The 24,458-nt window shown below is 70.4% G+C and carries 21 protein-coding genes; 10 read left to right on the top strand and 11 right to left on the bottom strand.

What is annotated here, in order from left to right:
* The first annotated feature begins 246 nt into the window (after nucleotides 1-246).
* On the top strand, nucleotides 247-585 hold the full coding sequence (gene wblA, locus MQN93_RS12130; protein WP_037783411.1) for a transcriptional regulator WblA: 339 nt from the start codon (nucleotides 247-249) through the stop codon (nucleotides 583-585).
* Between the two features lie 15 nt (nucleotides 586-600).
* On the opposite strand, the gene bagB is transcribed toward wblA, so the two are convergent.
* Nucleotides 601-1,929, bottom strand: coding sequence for an ATPase BagB (gene bagB / locus MQN93_RS12125; protein ID WP_016437299.1), 1,329 nt, complete (start codon nucleotides 1,927-1,929; stop codon nucleotides 601-603).
* Nucleotides 1,926-2,981, bottom strand: coding sequence for an ATPase BagA (bagA, locus tag MQN93_RS12120; protein ID WP_278190679.1), 1,056 nt, complete (start codon nucleotides 2,979-2,981; stop codon nucleotides 1,926-1,928). Before bagA ends, bagB begins: the two co-directional genes overlap by 4 nt.
* A gap of 17 nt (nucleotides 2,982-2,998) precedes the next feature.
* Between bagA and sp36 the strand changes: the two genes are divergently transcribed.
* The 4 genes from sp36 to MQN93_RS12100 all read left to right on the top strand — a co-directional run bounded on the left by sp36 (nucleotide 2,999) and on the right by MQN93_RS12100 (nucleotide 6,493).
* Nucleotides 2,999-3,160, top strand: a complete 162-nt coding sequence (gene sp36, locus MQN93_RS12115; RefSeq protein WP_016437301.1) for a Sp36 family protein — start codon at nucleotides 2,999-3,001, stop codon at nucleotides 3,158-3,160.
* The gene (locus MQN93_RS12110) at nucleotides 3,157-3,624 is read left to right on the top strand and encodes a RidA family protein (RefSeq protein WP_242709479.1); all 468 of its coding nucleotides are present in this window, start codon (nucleotides 3,157-3,159) and stop codon (nucleotides 3,622-3,624) included. Before sp36 ends, MQN93_RS12110 begins: the two co-directional genes overlap by 4 nt.
* Nucleotides 3,625-4,784: 1,160 nt before the next feature.
* Nucleotides 4,785-5,660 carry an NUDIX hydrolase gene (locus MQN93_RS12105; RefSeq protein ID WP_242709478.1) on the top strand — a complete coding sequence of 292 codons (876 nt, stop codon included), beginning with the start codon at nucleotides 4,785-4,787 and terminating at the stop codon, nucleotides 5,658-5,660.
* 2 nt (nucleotides 5,661-5,662) lie between these two features.
* The gene (locus MQN93_RS12100; RefSeq protein WP_242709477.1) at nucleotides 5,663-6,493 is read left to right on the top strand and encodes an MBL fold metallo-hydrolase; all 831 of its coding nucleotides are present in this window, start codon (nucleotides 5,663-5,665) and stop codon (nucleotides 6,491-6,493) included.
* Between the two features lie 112 nt (nucleotides 6,494-6,605).
* Here MQN93_RS12100 and MQN93_RS12095 read toward each other — a convergent pair whose 3' ends face one another.
* The gene (locus tag MQN93_RS12095) at nucleotides 6,606-7,280 is read right to left on the bottom strand and encodes a Crp/Fnr family transcriptional regulator (protein WP_016437305.1); all 675 of its coding nucleotides are present in this window, start codon (nucleotides 7,278-7,280) and stop codon (nucleotides 6,606-6,608) included.
* A 318-nt stretch (nucleotides 7,281-7,598) separates the two neighbouring features.
* On the opposite strand from MQN93_RS12095, the gene nth reads away from it, so the two are divergent.
* The 3 genes from nth (at nucleotide 7,599) to MQN93_RS12080 (ending at nucleotide 10,589) form a co-directional block, all read left to right on the top strand.
* The gene (gene nth, locus MQN93_RS12090) at nucleotides 7,599-8,543 is read left to right on the top strand and encodes an endonuclease III (RefSeq protein WP_242709476.1); all 945 of its coding nucleotides are present in this window, start codon (nucleotides 7,599-7,601) and stop codon (nucleotides 8,541-8,543) included.
* Between the two features lie 94 nt (nucleotides 8,544-8,637).
* On the top strand, nucleotides 8,638-9,333 hold the full coding sequence (locus tag MQN93_RS12085; RefSeq protein WP_242709475.1) for an NUDIX hydrolase: 696 nt from the start codon (nucleotides 8,638-8,640) through the stop codon (nucleotides 9,331-9,333).
* 56 nt (nucleotides 9,334-9,389) lie between these two features.
* Complete coding sequence (locus MQN93_RS12080; RefSeq protein WP_242709474.1) at nucleotides 9,390-10,589, top strand: MarP family serine protease; 1,200 nt, start codon at nucleotides 9,390-9,392, stop codon at nucleotides 10,587-10,589.
* 33 nt (nucleotides 10,590-10,622) lie between these two features.
* On the opposite strand, the gene MQN93_RS12075 is transcribed toward MQN93_RS12080, so the two are convergent.
* From MQN93_RS12075 to MQN93_RS12050, 6 genes are all read right to left on the bottom strand, one after another.
* Nucleotides 10,623-10,805 carry a hypothetical protein gene (locus MQN93_RS12075; protein ID WP_078516742.1) on the bottom strand — a complete coding sequence of 61 codons (183 nt, stop codon included), beginning with the start codon at nucleotides 10,803-10,805 and terminating at the stop codon, nucleotides 10,623-10,625.
* A gap of 127 nt (nucleotides 10,806-10,932) precedes the next feature.
* Complete coding sequence (locus MQN93_RS12070; RefSeq protein ID WP_242709473.1) at nucleotides 10,933-11,901, bottom strand: alpha/beta fold hydrolase; 969 nt, start codon at nucleotides 11,899-11,901, stop codon at nucleotides 10,933-10,935.
* Nucleotides 11,898-12,413: a phage holin family protein gene (locus tag MQN93_RS12065; RefSeq protein ID WP_016437311.1), complete on the bottom strand. Its 516-nt coding sequence runs from the start codon at nucleotides 12,411-12,413 to the stop codon at nucleotides 11,898-11,900. The genes MQN93_RS12070 and MQN93_RS12065 overlap by 4 nt, the downstream gene beginning before the upstream one ends.
* A gap of 60 nt (nucleotides 12,414-12,473) precedes the next feature.
* Nucleotides 12,474-13,910, bottom strand: coding sequence for a Na+/H+ antiporter NhaA (gene nhaA, locus MQN93_RS12060; RefSeq protein ID WP_242709472.1), 1,437 nt, complete (start codon nucleotides 13,908-13,910; stop codon nucleotides 12,474-12,476).
* A gap of 186 nt (nucleotides 13,911-14,096) precedes the next feature.
* On the bottom strand, nucleotides 14,097-16,052 hold the full coding sequence (gene acs, locus MQN93_RS12055; RefSeq protein WP_242709471.1) for an acetate--CoA ligase: 1,956 nt from the start codon (nucleotides 16,050-16,052) through the stop codon (nucleotides 14,097-14,099).
* A 287-nt stretch (nucleotides 16,053-16,339) separates the two neighbouring features.
* Nucleotides 16,340-19,222 (bottom strand): SulP family inorganic anion transporter, encoded by a 2,883-nt coding sequence (locus MQN93_RS12050; protein WP_242709470.1) that lies wholly within the window; start codon nucleotides 19,220-19,222, stop codon nucleotides 16,340-16,342.
* A 334-nt stretch (nucleotides 19,223-19,556) separates the two neighbouring features.
* Between MQN93_RS12050 and MQN93_RS12045 the strand changes: the two genes are divergently transcribed.
* Nucleotides 19,557-20,828 (top strand): polysaccharide deacetylase family protein, encoded by a 1,272-nt coding sequence (locus MQN93_RS12045; RefSeq protein ID WP_242709469.1) that lies wholly within the window; start codon nucleotides 19,557-19,559, stop codon nucleotides 20,826-20,828.
* A 17-nt stretch (nucleotides 20,829-20,845) separates the two neighbouring features.
* Here the strand turns inward: MQN93_RS12045 and MQN93_RS12040 are convergent, their stop codons facing one another.
* Nucleotides 20,846-21,826 (bottom strand): ATP-binding protein, encoded by a 981-nt coding sequence (locus MQN93_RS12040; RefSeq protein ID WP_242709468.1) that lies wholly within the window; start codon nucleotides 21,824-21,826, stop codon nucleotides 20,846-20,848.
* A gap of 101 nt (nucleotides 21,827-21,927) precedes the next feature.
* Between MQN93_RS12040 and MQN93_RS12035 the strand changes: the two genes are divergently transcribed.
* Nucleotides 21,928-22,752, top strand: coding sequence for a Fic family protein (locus MQN93_RS12035; RefSeq protein WP_016437317.1), 825 nt, complete (start codon nucleotides 21,928-21,930; stop codon nucleotides 22,750-22,752).
* A 400-nt stretch (nucleotides 22,753-23,152) separates the two neighbouring features.
* On the opposite strand, the gene MQN93_RS12030 is transcribed toward MQN93_RS12035, so the two are convergent.
* The gene (locus MQN93_RS12030; RefSeq protein ID WP_016437318.1) at nucleotides 23,153-23,986 is read right to left on the bottom strand and encodes an HAD family hydrolase; all 834 of its coding nucleotides are present in this window, start codon (nucleotides 23,984-23,986) and stop codon (nucleotides 23,153-23,155) included.
* Nucleotides 23,987-24,458 lie beyond the last annotated feature (472 nt).

Here is a 24,458-nt window from a genome sequence, read left to right as displayed (position 1 = left end):
TGTGTGTCAGTCGGCGTCCGTTGTGACTCAACTGAACTGTCCCGGTTTGCCGGGAAGGTCACGCATGTCACCAGCTCACTCCCCCGGGTGATCTGCCGCTTACGCATAGTCCGTTCGGGCCATTCAAGATTGGGCCCGCTGGGGGTGTTGCGCTCTGCCCACCTTCCGTAACGTCCTCAACTGGCGGCGGTGAATATGCCGCTGCCGCCGTGGGGGAGCCTCGATTCGGGAGAGGACGGCGCCGGTATGGGCTGGGTAACCGACTGGAGTGCGCAGGCCGCCTGCCGCACTACCGATCCGGATGAACTGTTCGTGCAGGGAGCAGCGCAGAACAGGGCCAAGGCGGTGTGCACCGGATGTCCGGTACGCACGGAGTGCCTGGCCGACGCGCTGGACAACCGCGTCGAGTTCGGCGTGTGGGGAGGCATGACGGAGCGGGAGCGCCGCGCACTGCTGCGCAGGCGGCCCACCGTGACCTCCTGGCGGCGGCTCCTCGAGACGGCTCGTCTGGAGTACGAGCGCGGCGTGGGCATCCTGCCGCTCGACGACGACCAGGTCTACGAGAACTACGCGGCGGTGAGCTGAGGCCGGCCCTCGGCTTCAGTCCACGGCAGTCCCGGGGTCCACAGCAGTCTCGGGCAGCTCCGGCCGGTTGGCCGCGAGCCGGTCACCGATGTCCCGCAGACCCGCGAGGTCATGCACATCGCCGGGCAGCGCGGCCACTTCGGCCACCGCCACCTCGGGGTGCAGGGCCGTGAAGCGGTCACGCGTGCGCTGCTCGCGGGAGAGCAGCTGCATACGGTCGGCGTGCAGCCGCAACAGGCCCGCGGTGAGCTGGTCGACATCCCGATCCGCCCCGGGGGAGTGGGGCTCGGATGCGGGTGATTCTGAACTGCCGTACGGGTCGGGAGAGTTACGAAGTCCAGCTTTCCCGCCGTCCTGATCGACAATGCGGGGCTCCACAAGATTTTCCGCGGCGGCGAGCGCCCGCTCGGCCGACAGCCGTGCGGCGCCGCTGCCGTGGACACGGTTGAGCACCAGACCGGCGAGCGGCATGTCCTCCGCCGCCAGCCGCTCCACGAAGTACGCGGCCTCCCGCAGCGCGTCCCGCTCGGGCGCCGCCACCACCAAAAAGGCCGTCCCCGGCGCCTGCAGCAGCTTGTACGTGGCGTCCGCGCGCGTGCGGAAACCGCCGAAGGTCGTGTCCATCGCCGACACGAACGTCTGGACGTCCTTGAGCAGTTGACCGCCCAGGAGCTTGCCGAGCGTGCCCGTCATCATCGACATCCCGACGTTCAGGAACTTCATGCCCGCGCGGCCGCCCAGCTTCGCCGGAGCGGTCAGCAGCCGGATCAGCCGGCCGTCGAGGAACGAGCCCAGCCGTTTCGGTGCGTCCAGGAAGTCGAGAGCCGAGCGCGAGGGCGGGGTGTCCACGACGATCAGGTCCCACTCGTTGCGCGCGCGCAACTGACCGAGCTTCTCCATCGCCATGTACTCCTGCGTGCCCGCGAAGCCCGCCGAGAGCGACTGGTAGAAGGGGTTCGACAGGATCGCGGCCGCCCGCTCGCGGTCCGCGTGCGCCTCGACGATCTCGTCGAAGGTGCGCTTCATGTCGAGCATCATGGCGTGCAGTTCGCCCCCGCCCTCGACGTCCTTCACCCGGCGCGGGGTGTTGTCGAGCGAGTCGATGCCCATGGACTGCGCGAGCCGGCGGGCGGGGTCGATGGTCAGCACGACCACCTTGCGTCCGCGCTCGGCCGCCCTGAGGCCCAGCGCTGCGGCGGTGGTCGTCTTGCCGACGCCGCCCGAGCCGCAGCACACCACGATCCGGGTCTTCGGGTCGTCGAGCAGCGGGTCGACGTCGAGCGTGCGCGCGGGGGAGAGACGGTGCCGGGTGCTCTCCTGGTCCGCTGCCGGATCCGGACTCATGACATCCCCTGCTTCCGCAGCTCGGTGGCCAGCTCGTACAGCCCCGCCAGGTCCATGCCCTCGGCGAGCAGCGGCAGTTCGTGCAGCGGCAGGCCCAGCTCGGCGAGCACCGCGCGCTGCTCGTGCTCCAGCTCGTACCGCTCGGCGTACTCCTCGGCCTGCTGCAGCAGGGGGTCCACCAGCTTCTCGGCGTTCCCACCCCGCCGGGCGCCGCCCAGGCCCGCCGCCGACAGTGCCTTGGCGACCGAGGAACGCGGCACGCTGCGCACGAGTTCCAGATCGGCGGCGTCCAACACCTCGGGCCGCACCATGTTCACCATGATCCGGCCGACCGGGAGCCTGGCCGCGCGCAGTTCGGCGATCCCGTCCGCGGTCTCCTGGACGGGCATCTCCTCCAGGAGCGTGACCAGGTGCACGGCCGTCTCCTTGGACTTCAGCACGCGCATCACGGCCTGCGCCTGATTGTGTATCGGGCCGATCTTGGCGAGACCGGCCACCTCGTCGTTCACGTTCAAGAAGCGCGTGATGCGGCCCGTGGGCGGCGCGTCCATGACCACGTAGTCATAGGCGAACCGTCCGCTCTTGTCCTTGCGGCGCACCGCCTCGCACGCCTTGCCGGTCAGGAGCACGTCCCTGAGGCCGGGCGCGATGGTGGTCGCGAAGTCGATCGCGCCGAGCTTCTTGAGGGCTCTGCCGGCGCCCCCCAGCTTGTAGAACATCTGGAGGTAGTCCAAAAGGGCCAGTTCGGGGTCGATGGCGAGGGCGTACACCTCCCCGCCCCCCGGAGCGACGGCGATCTTTCGCTCCTCGTAGGGCAGCGCTTCCGTCTCGAAGAGCTGCGCGATGCCCTGGCGCCCCTCGACCTCGACGAGAAGCGTCCGCTTCCCCTCGGTCGCGAGGGCCAGCGCCAGAGCGGCGGCGACCGTCGTCTTTCCGGTCCCGCCCTTGCCGCTGACGACCTGAAGCCTGCTCACGCCTTCGAGCCTAACCAGTCCGTGCACCAACCACGCGACAGCCTGTGGACAACTCGTGGACGGGGGGCGGGTGGGCAACGGCTAGAGTCGGCCGCATGACTAGGTGGGAATACGCAACTGTGCCCCTGCTCGTCCACGCCACGAAGCAGATTCTGGACACCTGGGGCGAGGACGGCTGGGAGCTCGTCCAGGTCGTGCCCGGGCCGAACAACCCCGAGCAGCTCGTCGCGTACCTGAAGCGGGAGAAGCAGGCATGAGCGCCGTCGAGGCGAAGCTCGCCGAGCTCGGTCTGACGCTGCCCGAGGTCGTCCCGCCGCTGGCCGCGTACCAGCCGGCCGTGCAGTCCGGCGTGTACGTCTACACCGCCGGGCAGCTCCCGATGGTCGACGGCAAGCTGCCCGTCACCGGCAAGGTGGGCGCGGAGGTCACGCCCGAGGAGGCCAAGGACCTGGCCCGCACCTGTGCCCTGAACGCGCTGGCCGCGGTCAAGTCCGTCACCGGCGACCTGGACCGCATCGCGCGCGTGGTGAAGGTCGTCGGCTTCGTCGCCTCGGCCACCGACTTCACCGGCCAGCCCGGAGTGGTCAACGGCGCCAGCGAACTGCTCGCCGAAGTCCTCGGCGACAAGGGCGTACACGCACGCAGCGCGGTCGGCGTAGCGGTCCTGCCACTGGACGCTCCGGTCGAGGTGGAGATCCAGGTGGAGCTCACTGGGGCGTAGCGGGTTTCGGCCTGCCTGGCACGCCCGCGATACTCGGCCGGCGCCTGGCCAGCCTGCGGTGCGTGGCCTGCCGCGGTGCCTGGCCCGCCCGGCCCGCCAGCGGCACCCACCCGCGGTGCTTGGCCCGCCCGCGGCCGGTGCCCGGCACCCCGCGGTCCTACCGGTGCCCGGCGCGCCCGGCTCACCCACGCTGCCCGGTCGGCCTGCGGCGCCCGGCCCGCCTGCGGCACAGGGCCGACACCCCCGCGGTGCGCGGCGCGCGCGTACCTCGGCGGCGCCTGGCCAGTCCGCGGTCCTTGGCCCATGTACGGCATCCGGCTGACGTTCGGCCCGCCCGAGCCACCCGCCTGCGGCTCTCGGGCCGACACCCGGCCTGTCCGCGCCGCCCGGCCCGCCCGCGGTGCTTGGCCCGCCCGGGGCCGGTGCCCGGCACCTCCGCGGTTCTCGGCCGGTGCTCGGCGCGCGCGTACCCCGGCGACGCCTGGCCAGTCCGCGGCACTCGTCCGCGGCGCTGGCCCGTCCTCGGCCCGCTCGCGGTTCTCGGCCGACACCCGGCCCGTCCGCGCCGCGCAACCCGTCCGCGCCGCCCGGCCCTCCCGGGCGCTTGGCCCGCCCGCGGCCGGTGTCCGGCACCCCCGCGGTCCTCGGCCAGTGCCCAGCGCGCGTGTCTCTCGGCGGCACCTGGCCCCCGCGGCACGCGGCCGATGTCCGGCCCGTCCGCGGCACCCGCCCGCGGCGCTGGCCCGCCCGCGGTCGGGGTCTGGCATTCCCGCGGTTCTCGGCCGGTGCTTGGCGCGCGCGTACCTCGGCGGCGCCTGACCAGTCCGCGGCACCCGGCCTACGTCCGGACCGCCCGCGGCGCTTGACCGCCCGCGGCTGGTGCCCGGCACCTCCGCCGTCCTCGGCCGGTGCCCGGCGCGCGCGTTCTCGGTGGCGCCTGGCCCTCCGGCGGCACCCGGCCGACGCCCGGCACGCCTGCGGCGCCTGGCCGCGGCGCCCGGCCCGTCCGCGGCACCCGCCCGCGGCCGGTGTCCGGCACCCCCGCGATCCTCGACCAGCCGCCCGCGGCACTCGCCCGCCCCGCCCGCGCAAACCCCTGCCCCCTGCTCTGACCTCGGTGGGCTCTCGAACATTCGCGCACCACGGGATAGCCTCCGGCCATGGCGAATGGGCAGTGGTTTCCGCAGGACTGGCCGGAGCGCATCCGCGCGCTGACGGAGGGCACGCTCACTCCTGTCGTGCCCAAGCGTGCGGCGACCGTCATGCTCCTGAAGGACACCGACCGCACTCCCGCCGTACACATGCTGCGCAGACGCGCCTCCATGGCCTTCGCCGGAGGCGCGTACGCCTATCCGGGCGGCGGCGTCGACCCCCGCGACGACGAGCACCACGTGCGCTGGGCGGGCCCCACGCGCGCGTGGTGGGCGCATCGGCTGGGCGTGGACGAGGCGAGCGCCCAGGCCATCGTCTGCGCGGCCGTGCGCGAGACCTACGAGGAGGCGGGCGTCCTGCTCGCCGGACCGTCCGCCGACACGGTCGTCGGTGACACCACGGGCGACGACTGGGAGGCCGACCGTGCGGCCGTGGCCGCCCGCGAGGTCTCCTTCGCCGAGTTCCTCGACCGCCGCGGCCTGGTCCTGCGCTCCGACCTGCTGGGTGCCTGGACCCGCTGGATCACCCCCGAGTTCGAGTCCCGGCGCTACGACACCTGGTTCTTCGTGGCGGCCCTCCCGAAGGGCCAGCGCACCCGCAACGCCTCCACGGAGGCCGACCGCACGGTGTGGATCCGCCCGCAGGAGGCCGTGGACGGCTACGACAAGGGCGAGCTGCTGATGATGCCGCCCACCGTCGCGACCCTGCGCCAGCTGCTCCCGTACGCCACGGCCGCCGACGTGCTCGCGGCCGCCCCCGGGCGCGACATGACCGCCGTACTGGCGAGAGCCCGCCTCGCGGACGGGGAGATCGTGCTGTCCTGGCCGGGGCACGACGAGTTCACCAAGCACATCCCGACCGACCTGCCGACCGGGGGAGCCTGAGCATGACGGACGCAGCAGCCCTTCCCGGCCAGCCGCGGGGCGGGGTCCTCACCGGCCCCGCCACCCCCCGGGCCGTCAACGTCCTGGCGCCCAACGCCTCGGCGATGACCCTCGACGGCACGAACACCTGGATCCTCGCCGAGCCCGACTCCGACCTGGCCGTGGTCCTCGACCCCGGGCCGCTGGACGAAACGCATCTGCGCAACGTCATGGACACGGCCGAGAAAGCCGGACGGCGCATCGCCCTCACCCTGCTGACCCACGGCCACCCCGACCACGCCGAGGGCGCCGCCCGCTTCGCCGAACTGACCGGCACGCACGTGCGTGCCCTCGATCCGGCGCTGCGGCTGGGCGACGAGGGGCTGGCCACGGGGGACGTGGTCGAGGTCGGCGGCCTGGAGCTGAGGGTCGTGCCGACCCCGGGCCACACCTCGGACTCCCTCTGCTTCCACCTTCCGGCCGACCGCGCGGTGCTGACGGGCGACACGATCCTGGGCCGCGGTACGACGGTCGTGGCGCACCCCGACGGCCGCCTCGGCGACTATCTGGACTCCCTGCGCAGGCTGCGCTCCCTGACGGTCGACGACGGCGTCCACACGGTGCTCCCCGGCCACGGCCCGGTCCTGGAGGACGCCCAGGGCGCCGTCGAGTTCTATCTCGCCCACCGTGCCCACCGCCTCGCCCAGGTCGAGACGGCGGTCGAGGAGGGCTACAGCACCCCGTCCCAGGTCGTCGCCCATGTCTACGCGGACGTAGACCGCTCCCTGTGGCCCGCGGCCGAGCTCTCGGTACGGGCGCAGATGGACTACCTGGAGGAACACGGGCTGATCTAGGCCCCGGAGCCGGTACCGGGCTCGCTCGACCGGCTGCCCGAGGGCGGGGCCCCATCGGGCGCCCATCGACGCCATCGGCCCCCCATCGGCCCGCGGACAGCCCCGACGAGCGTCAGCGCGACCGCTTCGCCAGCCGCTCCACGTCGAGCAGGATCACGGCCCGCGCCTCCAGGCGCAGCCACCCGCGCTGGGCGAAGTCGGCCAGTGCCTTGTTGACCGTCTCGCGGGAGGCGCCGACCAGCTGGGCCAGCTCCTCCTGCGTCAGGTCGTGGACGACGTGGATGCCCTCCTCGGACTGCACGCCGAAGCGGCGCGAGAGGTCCAGCAGGGCGCGGGCGACACGGCCGGGGACGTCGGAGAAGACCAGGTCGGACATGGCGTCGTTGGTCTTGCGGAGTCGGCGGGCGACGGCGCGCAGGAGGGCACCGGCCACCTCGGGGCGGGCGCTCAGCCAGGGCTGGAGGTCACCGTGGCCGAGGCCGAGGAGCTTGACCTCGGTCAGGGCGGTGCCCGTGGCGGTGCGCGGACCCGGGTCGAAGAGCGAGAGCTCACCGATCAGCTCGCTCGGGCCGACGACGGCGAGCATGTTCTCGCGGCCGTCGGGGGAGGTGCGGTGGAGCTTCACCTTGCCCTCGGTGACGACGTAGAGCCGGTCACCGGGGTCGCCCTCGTGGAACAGCGAATCACCGCGCGCGAGGGTCACCTCACTCATGGAGGCGCGGAGCTCCGCGGCCTGCTCATCGTCGAGCGCCGCGAAGAGCGGGTTGCGCCGCAGAACGTCGTCCACGAGTTCTCTCCTTGTCGACCTGCTCAGGGGATCTTCATCCCCCTTGGTACCAGGGGACCGTGCTCCCCATTTTGCCGGACGGTCCAAACAGTGTGATCTGTCACAAGGATGCCGCACACATGTCCTGAGGTACGCGGCAGGGGTCCAATTGGGGGCCGATCTTCCGGGTCCGGGACGGATGTCAGTGGCGGGCTCTAGGCTGGCCGGGTGTCCAAAACGCCGGTGAGAGCACAGGCCAAGGGGGCTGGGCGGGTGGTAGTACGTCGTGATTCCGCTGTGGGCGAACAGAACTCCGGCGGTGGAAAGAAACCGGCAAAAGTGACGAAGAGTGCCCCGGTGAAGAAGGCCACCGCGAAGAAGGCCGCAGTGAAAAAGGCCTCCTCCGCAGTGAAAAAGCCGGCGCCGGTCAAGAAGGCGGTCGTCGCGCCCAAGAAGGCGACGGCCGCGGTCAAGGGCGCCCCCGCCGCGCAGCCCGTCGCCAAGCCCCCGAAGGACGAGTCGCGCACCGCGCTGGTCCGCCGCGCCCGCCGCATCAACCGCGAACTCGCCGAGGTGTATCCGTACGCCCACCCGGAGCTGGACTTCGACAACCCCTTCCAGCTCGTGATCGCCACGGTCCTGTCCGCGCAGACCACCGACCTCAGGGTCAACCAGACGACGCCGGCCCTCTTCGCCAAGTACCCCACCCCCGAGGACCTGGCCGCCGCCAACCCCGAGGAGGTCGAGGAGATCCTCCGCCCGACCGGCTTCTTCCGGGCCAAGACCAAGTCCGTCATGGGGCTGTCGAAGGCGCTCGTGGAGCAGTTCGGCGGGGAGGTCCCCGGCCGGCTCGAGGACCTGGTCAAGCTGCCCGGCGTCGGCCGCAAGACCGCCTTCGTGGTGCTCGGCAACGCCTTCGGGCGCCCCGGCATCACGGTGGACACGCACTTCCAGCGGCTGGTGCGGCGCTGGCAGTGGACGGACCAGACCGACCCGGACAAGATCGAGGCCGCGGTCGGCGCGCTCTTCCCCAAGAGCGACTGGACGGACCTCTCGCACCATGTGATCTGGCACGGCCGCCGCATCTGCCATGCCCGCAAGCCCGCCTGCGGCGCCTGCCCCATCGCCCCGCTCTGCCCGGCGTACGGCGAGGGCGAGACGGACCCGGAGAAGGCGAAGAAGCTCCTGAAGTACGAGAAGGGCGGCTTCCCCGGCCAGCGTCTGAAGCCCCCGCAGTCGTACATCGACGCGGGCGGAAAGCCGGCCCCGCCGCTGGGGGCCTGATGCCGGGCGCCGTTTCGCGCCGTGACCCCGATCGGGTGGCTCAGGCACGATCTCGGGTACGCGGGACGTTGGACTCGGCAGGACGGGGGTGGCGATGACGAGCGCGAGCCATACACAGGGCGGTCCGGTGACGCTCACCAAGGAGGGGCTGCCCGCGTGGCTGGACCCGGTGGTGCGGGCCGTGGAGACGGTGCAGCCACTGCAGTTGAGCCGCTTCCTGCCGCCGGAGGACGGAGCGGGACGGCAGTCGGCGGTCCTGATCCTCTTCGGCGAGGGCGAGCGCGGTCCCGAGCTGCTGCTCATGGAGCGGGCGAGTTCTCTGAGATCGCATGCCGGCCAGCCGTCCTTCCCGGGCGGCGCCCTCGACCCCGAGGACGGCGACCCGGCGGCCGACGGGCCGCTGAGAGCCGCGCTGCGCGAGGCCGAGGAGGAGACGGGGCTCGACGCGTCCGGCGTCCAGCTCTTCGGCGTCCTGCCCCGGCTGTACATCCCGGTGAGCGGCTTCGTGGTGACGCCCGTGCTGGGCTGGTGGCGCGAGCCGAGCCCGGTCGGGGTCGTCGACCCCAATGAGACGGCCCGGGTCTTCACGGTCCCCGTGGCGGATCTCACGAATCCCGACAACCGGGTCACCACGGTGCATCCCAGCGGCCACAGAGGTCCGGCATTTCTGGTCGAATCGGCCCTGGTGTGGGGCTTCACGGCGGGAATCATCGACCGCCTGTTCCACTACGCGGGCTGGGAGCTCCCCTGGGACCGTGACAAGCAGGTCCCGCTGGACTGGCGGTCATGACAGGGTGTCTGCCGTACCTGAGGTGACCGCGAAGTGATGAGGCGAGGCTCGAACCGGTGAACGTGCTGGACATCCTGTTGCTGGTCGCCGCCGTCTGGTTCGCGATCGTGGGTTATCGCCAGGGCTTCGTCGTCGGCATCCTGTCGGTGATCGGCTTCCTGGGCGGCGGTCTCGTCGCCGTCTACACCCTGCCCGTCATCTGGGACGCGCTGACCGACAACGCCGAGGTGAGCACGACGGCCGCGGTCGTCGCGGTCGTCGTCGTCATCGTCTGCGCCTCGGTCGGCCAGGCGCTGACCACCCATCTGGGCAACAAGCTGCGCCGGTACATCACCTGGTCCCCGGCCCGCGCCCTGGACGCGACCGGCGGCGCCCTCGTCAATGTCGTGGCCATGCTGCTGGTGGCCTGGCTGATCGGTTCCGCCCTCGCGGGCACCACCCTGCCGACCCTCGGCAAGGAGGTCCGCAACTCCCAGGTGCTCCTCGGCGTCTCCCGGGCCCTGCCCAACCAGGCGGACACCTGGTTCGCCGACTTCTCCTCGGTGCTCGCGCAGAACGGCTTCCCGCAGGTCTTCAGCCCGTTCGCGAACGAACCGATCACCGACGTCCAGCCCCCCGACCCGGCCCTCGCCAACAGCCCGGTGGCCACGCGCGCCAAGCGCTCCATCGTCAAGGTCATGGGCACGGCCCAGAGTTGCGGCAAGGTCCTGGAGGGCAGCGGCTTCGTCTTCGGCGACCGCCGGGTCATGACCAACGCGCATGTCGTCGGCGGCGTCGACGAGCCCACCGTCCAGATAGGCGGCGAGGGCAGGAAGTACGACGCGACGGTCGTCCTCTACGACTGGCACCGCGACATCGCCGTGCTCGACGTACCCGATCTCAGGGCGCCCGCCCTGAAGTTCACCACCACGGACGCCAGGAGCGGCGACAGCGCGATCATCGCGGGCTTCCCGGAGAACGGCGCCTACGACGTCCGGGCCGCGCGCGTCCGGGGCCGCCTGCCGGCCAACGGCCCGGACATCTACCACCGGGGCACGGTCCGCCGCGACGTCTACTCGCTGTACACGACCGTCCGTCAGGGAAACTCCGGCGGCCCGCTGCTGACGCCCGAGGGCAATGTCTACGGCGTCGTCTTCGCGAAGTCCCTCGACGACGCCGACACGGGATACGCGCTCACCGCCGACGAGATCCAGGAGGACATCACCAAGGGGCGTACGGCGAACCAGCAGGTGGACAGCGACAGCTGTGCCCTCTGAGGTTTCGTGGCCCCGGCGTCGGAGGAAGGGCCGTCAGCCGCGCGGGTGACGCAGGCGTACGGAGACCCAGCGGGCCCTGCGGCGCAGAATGTGCGGTATGCCCACGCGGAGGTCCGTGCCCGTCATCTGCGGTGCACCGCCTCGCTGGTGGGAGCTCAGCCCCGTGGCCGAGCGTCGATTGCGTGCTGCGTCACTGTAGTCGTGCGTCCAGCCCATACCCCGACGTGTGCCCCTGCCCCATGGTCGATAACCGCTCCCAGGGCCCCCAATTGGCCTATGCGCCAGGCAATTGGCTGTTCGTCGGACAGCTGTTCAGATTCGGATACCGGACGCGTCGGATCGGTCACCGATCGGGTTCGGGATCCTTCAGCCAATTGACCAGTTCTGTGGTGAAAGCGACCGGATCCTCCTCGTGCGGGAAGTGCCCCAGTCCGTCGAACAGACGCCAGCGGTACGGCGCTTCGACGTACTCCCCGGACCCGGCCGCACTCCGCGTGCGCATCACGGGGTCGAGCGAACCGTGCAGATGCAGGGTCGGCACCCGCAGCGGCCGCTTCATCCGTCGGTTGAACTGGATGCCGTCGGGACGGGCCATCGAGCGGACCATCCAGCGGTACGGCTCGATCGAGCAGTGGGCCGTGGAGGGGATGCACATCGCGCGGCGGTAGATCTCCAGCGCCTTGTCGTCGGCCGGGTTCGGCCCGGACCAGTCGCGGATCAGCTCACCGACGAGCGCGCCGTCGTCCGCGGTCAGCTGCCGCTCCGGGAGCCAGGGCCGCTGGAACCCCCAGATGTAGGAGCCCGCGCGCGTCTGCCTGACGTCCGAGAGCATCGCCGAGCGCCAGCGCCGGGGATGCGGCATCGAGGCGACCGCGAGCCGGCGTACCAGCTTGGGACGCATCACGGCCGCCGTCCACGCCAGATAGCCGCCCAGGTCGTGGCCGACCAGCGCGGCGTCCGGCTCGCCGAGTGAGCGGATCACACCCGTGATGTCGAGCGCGAGGTTCGCGGGGTCGTAGCCGCGCGGGGTGCGGTCGCTGCCGCCGACGCCGCGCAGATCCATGGCCACGGCCCGGAAGCCCTCGTCGGCGAGGGCGCCCAGCTGGTGCCGCCAGGCCCACCAGAACTGCGGGAAGCCGTGCAGCAGCAGCACGAGGGGGCCGTCACCGGCCTCGGCGATATGGAAGCGCGCGCCGTTGGCCGCGACTTCGCGATGCGTCACCTTCGTCCCGTCGGGCAGGACGTCGGGGCGTACGACCGAGGCCGATGGCGCCGAAGGTGAGTGCCCCGCAGGGATGAACGAGCCCGTCATGAGGATGAGCGTGCCACAGCCTCGATGGCTTCGGGGGTCCGGTCCTCGATCGCCGGCGGCTCGGGACGCGGGTGCGGCTTGGCCTTCTGCAGGACGTTCGCCGTCTCCTTCATGGACGCGGCCACCTTCTGCGGGCCCTTGCCCTTCTTGGCCTTCTTCGCGAAGACGATGCCGACCAGCGCGAGGACGCCGGCGATGAGGACATTGGCCGCGAAGGACAGCAGGAAGCACCAGCCGAGGTTCCAGCCGTCCTCGCCGTTGTGACCGCCGGTCCAGGCGTGGATGCCGTACGCCAGCGCGAAGTTCAGCATCGGCAGCGAGAACACCAGGATGGCGGCGGCCACCGTGAACGCGCCGCCGCTGGTCGCGCCGCGCTTGACGTCCTGCTTGAGCTGCGCCTTCGCCAGCGCGATCTCGTCGTGCACCAGCGCCGACATCTCGGCCGTCGCGGAGGCGAACAGCTGGCCGATGCTGCGTTCTGCGCCGACCGGGCTGCCGTCGGGTGCGCTCATCGCGGTCTCCCTCTTCTGCCGTACCGCCTTGGAGCGGTCCTTTTGTACCGTCCCGTCAGATCATGCCGGACGGTCGTTGTCCTCGCCTGCCCCGCCCGGTACTTCGGCAAGCGCGCGTCGCTCGGCCGCCTTCAGTTCGGCGATCCGGCGGTGCTCGGCCGCCTTGCTCTCGAGGATCGCGGCCATCCTCAGGTGATACTCCGGATCGTCCTGTTCGTACACGTCCGGGATGCCGTCGAGGTCCTCGTCGCGCTCCTCGTCCTCGCACAGCCTGCGGTACCGGGCGTTGCGTATCTTCAGCAGCACGGTGGCCAGCAGCGCCGCGATCAGCGACCCGCTCAGCACGGCGGCCTTGACCTCGTCCGTCAGTACGGCGTCCCCGTCGAAGGCGAGTTCGCCGATCAGCAGCGACACGGTGAAGCCGATGCCGGCCAGGGTCGCCACCGCGAACACGTCCGGCCAGGCGAGGTCGTCGCTCAGCGACGCACGGGTGAAGCGGGCCGTCAGCCACGTACCGCCGAAGATCCCGACCGTCTTGCCGACGACGAGGCCGAGCACGACGCCCAGCGTCTCCGGCTTGGTGAACACATCCACTAGGGCGCCGCCCGAGACGGTGACACCGGCGCTGAACAACGCGAACAGCGGGACCGCAAGGCCGGCCGACAGGGGCCGTACGAGATGCTCGATGTGCTCGCCCGGGGAGTGGGCCTCCCCTTCACGCACGTGGCAGCGCAGCATCAGGCCCATCGCGACGCCCGCGATCGTGGAGTGGACGCCGCTGTTGTACATCAGCCCCCAGATCACGAGGGCGAGCGGGACGTAGACGTACCAGCCGCGCACGCCCTTGCGCAGCAGCAGCCAGAAGACCGCGAGGCCCACGACCGCTCCGCCGAGCGCCGCGAAGTCGATGGTGCTGGTGAAGAAGACCGCGATGATCAGGATCGCGAAGAGGTCGTCGACGACGGCGAGGGTGAGCAGGAAGGCGCGCAGGGCGCTCGGCAGGGACGTACCGATGACCGCGAGGACCGCCAGCGCGAAGGCGATGTCGGTCGCGGTGGGGACGGCCCAGCCCTTCAGCGATCCACCGCCGCCCAGATTGGTGAGGGCGTAGACGAGAGCCGGTACGGCCATGCCGCACAGGGCCGCTACGACCGGCAGGGCGGCCGCCCTGGGATCGCGGAGATCGCCGGCGACCAGCTCGCGCTTGAGCTCGATGCCGGCGACGAAGAAGAAGATCGCGAGCAGTCCGTCGGCGGCCCAGTGCGCGACCGACAGGTTGAGGCCGAGCGCCTCGGGTCCGAGGTGGAAGTGGCTGACGCTCTCGTAGCTGTCGTGCAGCGCGGGGGTGTTCGCCCAGACGAGTGCCGCCACGGCCGCCGCGAGCAGGAGCACGCCGCCGACCGTCTCTGTGCGCAGCGCGTTCGCGACGAAGTTCCGCTCCGGCAGGGAGAGACGTCCGAATGCCTTGCGGGCGGGGCTGGTGCGGGGGGCGGCCACGGTGGGAGACCTCCGGTCGGTGGGCAGGACGGGACAACTGCCGACCAGACTTCCCGGCGCACCTTTGCTTAGTTTACCTAAGGTGGCAAGGGAGGAATCCGGCGATCCCTACGTTAGGCGTGAAAAAGGCGCCCGGCGCGTCTCGCGCCGGGCGCCCTTCCATGCCGTAATCGGTGCCTGTTCTGCTCAGTCCTCGGAGGCGGCCGACGGGAGCTTGGCCTGGATCAGATCCATGACCGTCGAGTCCGTCAGCGTCGTCACGTCGCCGAGCTGGCGGTTCTCGGCGACGTCGCGCAGCAGGCGGCGCATGATCTTGCCGGAGCGGGTCTTGGGCAGCTCCGCGACCGGCAGGATGCGCTTGGGCTTGGCGATCGGGCCGAGGGTGGAACCGACGTGGTTGCGCAGCTGGCCGACCAGGTCCTCGGTCTCCGCCGCCGTACCGCGCAGGATCACGAAGGCGACGATGGCCTGTCCCGTGGTCTCGTCCGTCGCGCCGACGACGGCCGCCTCGGCGACCGACGGGTGCGACACCAGCGCCGACTCCACCTCCGTGGTGGAGATGTTGTGCCCGGACACCAGCATCACGTCGTCGACCCGGCCCAGCAGCCAGATGTCGCCGTCGTCGTCCTTCTTCGCGCCGTCACCGGCGAAGTACTTGCCCTCGAAGCGCGACCAGTACGTGTCGATGAAGCGCTGGTCGTCGCCCCAGATGGTGCGCAGCATCGACGGCCACGGCTCGGTCAGCACCAGGTAACCGCCGCCGCCGTTGGGCACCTCGTTCGCCTCGTCGTCGACGACCGTCGCGGAGATACCGGGCAGCGGGGTCTGCGCGGAGCCGGGCTTGGCCGCGGTGACGCCCGGCAGCGGCGAGATCATCATCGCGCCGGTCTCGGTCTGCCACCACGTGTCGACCACCGGGGTGCGGTCGGCGCCGATGTTCTTGCGGTACCAGACCCATGCCTCGGGGTTGATCGGCTCACCGACCGAACCGAGGACACGCAGGCTGGACAGGTCGAACTTCGCGGGGATGTCGTCGCCCCACTTCATGAACGTACGGATCGCGGTCGGCGCCGTGTACAGGATCGTCACCCCGTACTTCTGCACGATCTCCCAGAAGCGGCCCTGGTGCGGGGTGTCCGGAGTGCCTTCGTACATGACCTGGGTCGCGCCGTTGGCGAGCGGCCCGTAGACGATGTACGAGTGGCCGGTGACCCAGCCGACGTCGGCCGTGCACCAGTAGACGTCGGTCTCCGGCTTGAGGTCGAAGACGGCGTGGTGGGTGTACGCGGTCTGGGTGAGGTAGCCGCCGGAGGTGTGCAGGATGCCCTTCGGCTTCCCCGTCGTACCCGACGTGTACAGGATGAACAGCGGGTGTTCGGCCTCGAAGGCCTCCGGCGTGTGCTCCGCCGACTGCCGCTCGACGATCTCGTGCCACCACACGTCGCGGCCGTCGTTCCAGGCGACCTCCTGGCCCGTACGGCGGACCACCAGCACATGGCTGACGTTGTCCACGCGCGCGACGGCCTCGTCGACGGCCGGCTTGAGGGGGGACGGCTTGCCGCGGCGGTACCCGCCGTCCGAGGTGATGACCACCTTGGCGTCGGCGTCCTGGATACGGGTGGCGAGGGCGTCGGCGGAGAAGCCGCCGAAGACGACCGAGTGGGCCGCGCCGATGCGGGCGCAGGCCAGCATCGCGATCGCGGTCTCCGGGATCATCGGCATGTAGACGGCGACGCGATCGCCCTTCTGCACGCCCAGCTCCAGCAGGGCGTTGGCGGCCCTGCTCACCTCGTCCTTGAGCTCGGCGTAGGTGATGGCGCGGCTGTCGCCGGGCTCGCCCTCGAAGTGGATGGCGACCCGGTCGCCGTGGCCGGCCTCGACATGGCGGTCGACGCAGTTGTACGCGACGTTGAGCTCGCCGTCCTTGAACCACTTGGCGAACGGCGGGTTCGACCAGTCCAGCGTATCGGCCGGCTCCTTGGCCCAGGTCAGCCGACGTGCCTGCTCGGCCCAGAAGCCGAGCCTGTCAGCCTTGGCCTGTTCGTACGCCTCCGCCGTGACGTTGGCATTCTCGGCCAGGTCCGCCGGCGGCGCGAAGCGTCGCTCCTCCTTCAAGAGGTTGGCCAGGCTTTCGTTGCTCACGACATCTCCCTTTCTCAGGGTGTCCGTTGTGTCCTGGGCCACAGCTCATCAGACCTGGGGGGCCGATGACAAGGGTCGATGGGGAATTGGTTTAGACCTATTGAGGGGTGGGTGGGGTGCGTGTTCGCGTGCGGTTGCTGGTTGCCGATTGCCGGTTGCTGGTTTGCCGCTTGCTGTGGCCCGGGCTGCGGCGTCCGGAGTCATCCGTACCCACGGACGCCGATCAGCCGGAGTTCAGCCTTTGTAACGCCTCTCACATCCAGGGCCATCTGCGCCGCGCGGAACGGTCATGCCTGTTCGTGTCTTTCCCGGCGCCCGGGTGTGTCGGACGAGTCCGCCGTGACATGCACGAACATCTCGTCGTCGTCCGCCCCGGTCAGCAGATACGCCTGTGCCTCGCCCACGTGGAAGTACATGCCGTGCAGCTCCAGCGCACCGTTGTGCAGAGCCCGCGACACCGACTCGTGCGCGCGCAGATGCGCCAACTGCTGGACCACGTTGGTCAGACACAACTGCTCGACCGCGTCGGCCGGCTCCCGCCCCGCCAGGCGGGGACGCGCCCACGGCCGGTCGCCGCCGGCCATGCGCTCCAGACTGGGCAGGCCGTGCCGTAGCCAGCGCTTGAGAGGGGTGGGGGCGCCGGGCTCGGCGGAGAGCAGGGCCTGCATCGCCCCGCACCCGGAGTGCCCGCACACCGTGATGGACCGCACCTTCAGTACGTCCACCGCGTACTCGATCGCCGCCGCCACCGAGTCGTCGCCGCTCTCCGCGCCCGGCAGCGGAACGAGATTGCCCACGTTGCGCACCACGAACAGATCGCCCGGACCACTGGAGGTGATCATCGACGTCACGACCCGCGAGTCGGCGCACGTGAGGAAGAGCTGCGACGGCTGCTGCCCCTCCCGAGCTAGCCGAGCCAACTCCCTCCGCACCAGGGGCGCGGTGTTCCGCTGGAACGCACTGATCCCACGGGCCAGTTGATATCTGGCTTGGCCCGGGCCGCCGTCCGGGCGATTCGGCCCGTCCGAGTGGCTCGGCGCGCCCGGGCGACTCGGCCCGTCCAAGTGGCCCGGCCCGTCCAAGTGGCCCGGCCCGTCGAAGCGTTCCGGCCCGTCCAAGCGGCTCGACGCGTCCAGACGATCCGGCCCGTCCGAGCGTCTCGGCCGGTCCGAGCGATTCGCCTCGTCCGAGCGATCCGACCGGTCCGAGCGATTCGCCTCGTCCGAGCGACTCACCCCGCCCAAGTGACTCGCCCTGCTCTGCCCGCCAAGCTCGCTCGGCCCACCGCATCCACCAAGCTCGCTCGACCCCCTGAACCCACCAACCCCGCTCGACTCGCCCAGCCCTCCCAGCCGCCCCGATCTCCTCAGACCACCAACCCTTCTCAGCTCACCCGGGCCATCCAGCACACCCCCCTCGGCGCTGAGACCATGAACCCCCTCCACCCCGGAGGCCGTACCCGAACACCCCGCGGGCGGAGCAGATCGCGGACGTACGCACTGATGGTTGCGCCAAGGTGTCCAGGGGTTGCAGCGGCACTCCACGGAGGATCCGTCCACCCCCGCGACGGCGTCGACCGCATCGCCGGCACCCGTGTCCGCGGTGCGCAACGCCGGCTTGGTGGTGCGGGCACCGCCCCTGCGGCCGGTGAGTTCGGCGGACCCGCCCCGTGCGGTGTGCGTGTTCTGCCAGTCCTGCAGGGACTCGTACGCCGCGTGGTCCATGAAGGAACCGTCCAACTCCACGACGGCATGGGCGCCTTGGGGTACGAGATGCAGGGCCCGGCTGAGTCGCGGCACCGCAAGGAACGTCAACTGCCCCCGGACTCTGACGTGATGGACTCCTCCCTTCTCCTCGTGCGTGATACGCGTGCGGGCGAGGCGCTGCATGGCGACGGCGACGGCCATGGCGATCCCCAGGGCCACCCCCTGCAGGACGCCGAAGATCACGACGCCGAGTGTGGTGACGGCGTACACCAGCACTTCGCGGTGGCGGGTCACCGTGCGGATGTGGTGCAGGGACACCATGCGGATGCCGACGGCCATCACCAGGGCGGCGAGTGAGGCGAGCGGGATGAACTCGAGGACCGGGACCATCAGCAGCGCGGCGACTACTACCAGAACGCCGTGCAGCATCGTGGAGTTCCTGCTCACCGCCCCCGCTTTCACATTCGCCGAACTCCGCACGGCCACACCGGCGACGGGCAGCCCGCCGAGCGCGCCGGAGACGACGTTGGCGGCGCCCTGCCCGAGCAGTTCACGGTCGAGGTCGGCGCGTTCGACGTGGGTCGGCGGACCGGGCCGCGCCGCCACCATCTTGTCCACGGCGACGGCGCCGAGCAGCGACTGCACACTGCACACCAGCGTGGTGGTGAGAACGGCCGCGGTCAGGCCGAGCACCGGTCCTTGGGGAAGCCCGGCCAGCGCATGGCTGCGCCAGGACGGCAAGTCGACCCTGGGCAGGGTCAGCCCGGCGAGCGAGGCGGCCACGGTGGCGCCGGCCACGGAGACGAGCGCGTCCGGAATCCCGCGCAGCATGCGCCCGGCCCGTCCGGTGATGCGCGGCCAGAGCAGCAAAAGGGTCAGCGTCAGCACGCTGGCGGCCACGGCAGCGGGGTGAAGGTTCGCCAACTGGGTGGGCAGGGCCCGGACGTTGGCGAGGACGGAGCTCTGCGGGGTGCCGCCGAGAACGATGTGCACCTGGGCGACGGCGATGGTGACGCCGATGCCGGCGAGCATGCCGTGCACGACGGCCGGGCTGACGGCGAGCGCGGAGCGCGCCACGCGCAGGCAGCCCAGGCCGAGTTGGGCGAGGCCGGCGAGGACCGTGACGGCACAGGTCGTACGCCAGCCGTACTGGTGGATGAGGTCGGCGGTGACGACCGTGAGTCCCGCGGCGGGTCCGCTGACCTGGAGCGGGCAGCCGCCGATCCACCCGGCGAGGAACCCGCCGACCGCGGCGGCGACCAGGCCCGCCTGCAGCGGGGCGCCGGTGGCGAGGGCGATACCCAGCGACAGGGGGAGCGCGATCAGGAAGACCGCGATCGAGGCCGACACGTCGGCTCCCGCGACGCGGAAGCGGCGGTTCGGGGCAGGCGGTGGACTGTGGGGCTGGTGGGGATGCTTGGCGCGAGTGGGGTCGGTGGTGCGGGTGGGGGCACAGGCTGACATGTTCCCGTCTCCTCCGGGCGGCGCGGTCGCGGATCAGGTCGTCCCCGCGGATGGGCGGGGGTCGGTCGCGGCCGTGGGTCACGGCGTGCAGCGGCGGGATGCATCAACGCTCGGTAAACAGATCGTAATTCAGAGTAAAGGAAAGGCATAGACTTTCCTGGCAAATGGGGTAACCGATCCCACTAATGAGTGAAGGGGTCATTTCATCGGCTTGTCGTACTAATTCCTTCTCGGCCCCATGCGACCTTGGCGGCGTTGTCGGGCGAGCCCGGCATATCACCAGAAAACGCCCTCACCGGCGTTGGCCTGAGAGAAGGAAGAAGGTGAGCGGAACATGGCCGCCACCCACAGGATCGCCATGGGCGCCGTGATCGCCGCGGCCTGTGCCGCATCGGTCGCCGGCTGTGCGATCGGCTCCAGCGGCACCAAGGGAGGCGCTCCCGGTCCACAGAAGGTCAAGCCGGCCCGGGCCCCGGGCAGCGTCGTCCGGCTCATCGGCGACGGCTCCACCGCCTACACCGGAGCCCAGCCGCACCTGCCCAGACCCGAGCGCCTGCGGCCCGGCCAGAAGCCCCCGCAGTTCGTCGTCTTCTCCTGGGACGGCGCGGGGGAGGACAGCCAGAAGCTGTTCTCCCACTTCCGCAAGGTCGCCAAGGCCAACCAGGCGACCATGACGTACTTCCTCAGCGGCGTGTACATGCTTCCGGAGGAGAAGCGCGACCTCTACAAGCCGCCGCAGCACTCGCCGGGCCGCTCCGACATCGGCTTCAACGACGAGAAGGGCATCGCCGACACCGTCAAGCAGGCACGCCTCGCATGGCTGGAGGGGAACGAGATCGGCACCCACTTCAACGGCCACTTCTGCGGCAAGGACGGCGGGGTCGGCGAGTGGTCGGTCGCGGAGTGGAAGAGCGAGATCGCGCAGGCCAAGAAGTTCGTCAAGAGCTGGAAGACCAACTCCGGCATGACGAAGGCCGCCCCGCTGCCCTTCGACTACGACAAGGAGCTCATCGGCGGGCGCACGCCCTGCCTCGAGGGCCAGAAGAACTTCGTGAAGGCCGCGCACCAGCTGGGCTTCCGCTACGACTCCAGTGGCGTCAACGAACAGCTCTGGCCGAAGAAGAGGGGAGGGCTGTGGGACCTGTCGATGCAGCTCGTGCCCTTCCCGGGGCACTCCTACGAGCAGCTCACCATGGACTACAACTTCATGGTCAACCAGTCCGGCACGCAGACCCAGGGTGATCCCGACAAGTTCGACCTCTGGGGCGACCAGATGCGCGACGGTCTGCTGAAGGGCTTCCGCCGCGCCTACGACGGCAACCGCGCGCCCCTGGTCATCGGCAACCACTTCGAGTCCTGGAACGGCGGCACCTACATGCGGGCCGTCGAGGAGGTCGTCGAGAAGGTCTGCAACAAGCCGGACGTGCGCTGCGTGTCCTTCCACCAGCTGGCCGACTGGCTGGACGCCCAGGACCCGAAGGTCCTGGCGAAGCTGCGCGACCTCACCGTGGGCGAGGCGCCGAAGCAGGGCTGGGCGTCCTACCTGTCGGGCCGCCCCGCCCCGGCCCCCAAGGGCGCGCCGGGGGCACCGGCGGCCAAGCCGTAACCCCCCTTATATGGCCGTCACACGGCGGCGGTGATGCCCTCGCCGAGCACGAACCCGGGGTCGACCTGCGCCGCCAGGTCGGCCCCCGTGCGCGCATTGCCCCAGGACGCCGCGTTCTTGAGGTGGAAGTGCACCATCTGGTGCATGTAGCGCTCCCGGTCACGCAGTTCGTACGTGGCGTCCGTGGCGACGCGCAGGATGCGCAGGGCGCGGCGGTTGGCGTCCTCCAGGAGCTCGAACCGGGGCGGGCGGCCCTTCTCCATGGCGCGCACCCAGTCCGAGTGCCCGACGGTCACCAGCAGGTCGTCCCCGACCTCGGCACGCAGGAAGTCGAGGTCCTCCTGGCCCTGCACCTTGTTGCCGACGACTTTCAGCACGACGCCGAAGTCACGGGCGTACTCCTTGTACTGGCGGTAGACGGAGACCCCCTTCCGGGTCGGCTCGGCGACGAGGAACGTCATGTCGAAGCGGGTGAACATGCCCGAGGCGAAGGAGTCCGAGCCCGCCGTCATGTCCACCACGACGTACTCGCCCTGCCCGTCCACCAGGTGGTTCAGGCACAGCTCCACCGCTCCGGTCTTGGAGTGGTAGCAGGCGACCCCCAGGTCGGCGTCCGTGAAGGGGCCGGTGACCATCAAACGGACGGCGGTGCCGTCGAGTTCCACCGGGCGCGCACAGGCGTCGTAGACCGGGTTGTCCTCGCGCACGCGCAGCAGTCGTGAGCCCTCGCCGGGCGGCGTGGTCTTGATCATCGACTCGGCCGAGGTGATGCGCGGGTTGGAGCCGCGCAGGTAGTCCTTGATCAGGGGCAGCCGGTCGCCCATCGCGGGCAGGGCCGCGGCGGCCTCCTCGTCGAGGCCGAGCGCGGCGCCCAGGTGCTGGTTGATGTCCGCGTCCACCGCGACGACCGGCGCTCCGGTGGCCGCGAGGTGGCGGATGAACAGGGAGGACAGGGTGGTCTTGCCGCTGCCGCCCTTCCCGACGAAAGCAATTTTCATGTTCACGAAGAGTAGTCGCATGATAGCTGTACGTGGCAGGCATGCGTGAAGAAGACCACTCAATCGTGGGGTGCACCCCTGGGGTGGCTAGTGTCGTACTCATGAGTACGACAGGCGCGACCGCCGATCCGCTCGCATCCCTGGCCTCGCTGCCCGGTGTGGCCGAGTCCGTGGAGTCCGTCCGCAAGGCCGTGGACCGGCTCTACGGGCACCGGGTCATGCGGCGCCGCAGCAACGAGATCACCTCCGAGGCGGCGCTCCGCGGCGCCCGTGGCTCCGCGGCGCTGTCCGGCGCCGACTGGGCGCTGGAGGAGGTGCGCCGGCGCAGTGACTTCAGCGGGGACGACGACGCGCGCGTGGTGGGCGCCGCGCTGAGGCTGACGGCGGAGGCAGGCCAACTGCTGTCCATCTGGCGGCAGTCGCCCCTGCGGGTTCTGGCCCGGCTGCACCTGGTGGCCGCCGCCGGCAAGGAGGACGAGGTCGGACGGCCGCGGCAGGCGGGCGAGTCCGTCGACGAACCGCTGGTCGAACTGGACCTCCCGCGCGCGGACGAGGCGCACGGCCGGCTGGAGGGCCTGTCCGAACTGATCATCTCCGGCAGTTCCGCCCCGGCTCTGATCACCGCCGCCGTCGTCCACGGCGAACTCCTCGCCCTGCGCCCCTTCACGTCCCACAACGGCCTGATCGCGCGCACAGCCGAACGCATCGTCCTGGTCGGCAGCGGCCTCGACCCGAAGTCGGTCTGCCCGGCGGAAGTCGGTCACGCGGAGCTGGGCGGGGGCGCCTACCTGGCCGCGCTCGACGGGTATGTCTCCGGTACGCCCGAGGGCATGGCCGCCTGGATCGCCCACTGCGGAAAGGCGGTCGAACTGGGCGCGCGCGAGTCGACGGCCGTGTGCGAGGCGCTGCAGCGCGGGGCCGCCTGAGACGTTTGGGGAGGGCGGGGAAAGAGATGCGGCGGCACGAGGACTCGTACCGCCGCTGGCATGCTCACCGAGTTACCAGGCGTCCTCGATATGTCGCCCATCAGGTCGGGACTTTGCCCGTCACCTGGTGCGGCTGGCCCGTAATCGACGGGTCGACGTCGCGTGGGTGCCCGATGCTCATGCTCGGTCCGTGGGGCCAAATACGATGTTAAAGGTGATCCTTTCGGATGTCCTTGGTCTCGCGGGCCGTTAATCCCTTTGTACTCCAGGACCGAAGCAAGCGGAACCCCTGGCTGTACTTCTTTACTTTTGGTCTCAAATAGGTTGCAAACGGACACCGATATATCGGACAAGACTCAGGAACCGGTGAATCGGTGGGCCGGTTCGCCCGCCCGGTGAATCAAATGGCCGCCGCCCGGCGCCGGTTGGCGTACCAGACGAGACCGGCGGTGGCCGCCGCGGCGCCTATCGCGGCGGCGGCGACCAGGGCAGGGCGGGGCGGTACGGAGAATCCGGGGATCCGCTGCTTGAGCCGGACCGGGCGGTGGAAATCGAGAATCGGCCACCCGCGCGCGAGGGCCTCACGGCGCAGTGCGCGGTCCGGGTTCACGGCGTGCGGATGGCCGACCTCCTGCAGCATCGGCAGATCGGTCGCCGAGTCGCTGTACGCGTAGCAGCGCTCCAGGTCGTATCCCTCGGAGCGGGCCAGTTCCTTGATCGCCTCGGCCTTCGTCGGGCCGTAGGCGTAGTACTCGACCTCTCCGGTGAAGCAGCCGTCCTCGCCCACCACCATGCGCGTCGCCACCACGCGGTCCGCGCCGAGGAGCTCGCCGATGGGCTCCACGACCTCCGCGCCCGACGTCGACACGATGACGACGTCGCGTCCGGCGGTGTGGTGCTCCTCGATGAGGGAGGCGGCCTCGTCGTAGATGATCGGGTCGATCAGGTCGTGCAGCGTCTCGGCGACGATCTCCTTGACCTGCTGGACGTTCCAGCCGCGGACGAGCGAGGACAGGTACGTCCGCGTCCGCTCCATCTGGTCGTGGTCCATACCGCCGACGAGGAAGACGAACTGGGCATATGCGGTACGCAAGGCGGCCCTGCGGTTGATCAGCCCGCCTTGGTAGAACGACTTGCTGAACGTGAGCGTGCTCGACTTCGCAATGACCGTCTTGTCCAGGTCAAAGAAGGCCGCTGTGCGGTGCAAGGAGTGGTTTTCCACGACCCCGAGCATAGGCGCAGCCCATTCGGCGTAAGGTGTGGCGCGTGGGTTTGCCTGAGAGGGCTCTCGGGTACACCATGGAAGTCACGGATCGTTCGCGACCGTGCTAACCCGGTCCGGCTCCTCCCCCCCCGAGTCGGCCGTGGAGACGACCCCCACTCTCCCCCCCGGTGGGGGTCGTCGCATGTCCGGGTGGGTTTTTCCTTTTTTCATGCGGTTGTACGGCCGCTTCGAGGCGGCTGCTGACGCTTCAGTGTCATGTTCATGATCCGTGACTGTGTGTAGTGATCGTGCTGCTCTGCGGGAGTCGCACGGAGACCCGTACAAGGCTCACCGGTATGGGTGACGGCGATATTCACAACCGCCGGGTCGTCCACAGTTATCGACCAAGATCCACACGATTTCCGGGATCGCTGCACCGTGATTCAAACGCGCCCCGCTCGGACCGAGTTCATGACCCGGATCCGGTTTGTCGGGCGGGTTT

Origin of the sequence: Streptomyces spinosisporus (genome assembly GCF_022698145.1) — a bacterium.
In the GTDB taxonomy this organism is placed as follows: Bacteria; Actinomycetota; Actinomycetes; order Streptomycetales; family Streptomycetaceae; genus Streptomyces; species Streptomyces spinosisporus.
Note: the sequence above shows the minus strand (reverse complement) of the source record. Positions and strands in the feature narration are given on the sequence as shown.

Bases quoted from the DNA above. Each gene is read 5' to 3' on its own strand.
- MQN93_RS12110 (WP_242709479.1), top strand. From the start codon at position 3,157: ATGAGCGCCGTCGAGGCGAAGCTCGCCGAGCTCGGTCTGACGCTGCCC.
- bagB (WP_016437299.1), bottom strand. From the start codon at position 1,929: ATGAGTCCGGATCCGGCAGCGGACCAGGAGAGCACCCGGCACCGTCTC.
- MQN93_RS12065 (WP_016437311.1), bottom strand. From the start codon at position 12,413: ATGAGCGCACCCGACGGCAGCCCGGTCGGCGCAGAACGCAGCATCGGC.
- MQN93_RS12100 (WP_242709477.1), top strand. From the start codon at position 5,663: ATGACGGACGCAGCAGCCCTTCCCGGCCAGCCGCGGGGCGGGGTCCTC.
- MQN93_RS12075 (WP_078516742.1), bottom strand. From the start codon at position 10,805: ATGGGCTGGACGCACGACTACAGTGACGCAGCACGCAATCGACGCTCG.
- MQN93_RS12040 (WP_242709468.1), bottom strand. From the start codon at position 21,826: ATGAAAATTGCTTTCGTCGGGAAGGGCGGCAGCGGCAAGACCACCCTG.
- MQN93_RS12105 (WP_242709478.1), top strand. From the start codon at position 4,785: ATGGCGAATGGGCAGTGGTTTCCGCAGGACTGGCCGGAGCGCATCCGC.
- MQN93_RS12085 (WP_242709475.1), top strand. From the start codon at position 8,638: ATGACGAGCGCGAGCCATACACAGGGCGGTCCGGTGACGCTCACCAAG.
- wblA (WP_037783411.1), top strand. From the start codon at position 247: ATGGGCTGGGTAACCGACTGGAGTGCGCAGGCCGCCTGCCGCACTACC.
- MQN93_RS12035 (WP_016437317.1), top strand. From the start codon at position 21,928: ATGAGTACGACAGGCGCGACCGCCGATCCGCTCGCATCCCTGGCCTCG.
- sp36 (WP_016437301.1), top strand. From the start codon at position 2,999: ATGACTAGGTGGGAATACGCAACTGTGCCCCTGCTCGTCCACGCCACG.
- MQN93_RS12050 (WP_242709470.1), bottom strand. From the start codon at position 19,222: ATGTCAGCCTGTGCCCCCACCCGCACCACCGACCCCACTCGCGCCAAG.
- MQN93_RS12045 (WP_242709469.1), top strand. From the start codon at position 19,557: ATGGCCGCCACCCACAGGATCGCCATGGGCGCCGTGATCGCCGCGGCC.
- MQN93_RS12030 (WP_016437318.1), bottom strand. From the start codon at position 23,986: ATGCTCGGGGTCGTGGAAAACCACTCCTTGCACCGCACAGCGGCCTTC.
- MQN93_RS12070 (WP_242709473.1), bottom strand. From the start codon at position 11,901: ATGACGGGCTCGTTCATCCCTGCGGGGCACTCACCTTCGGCGCCATCG.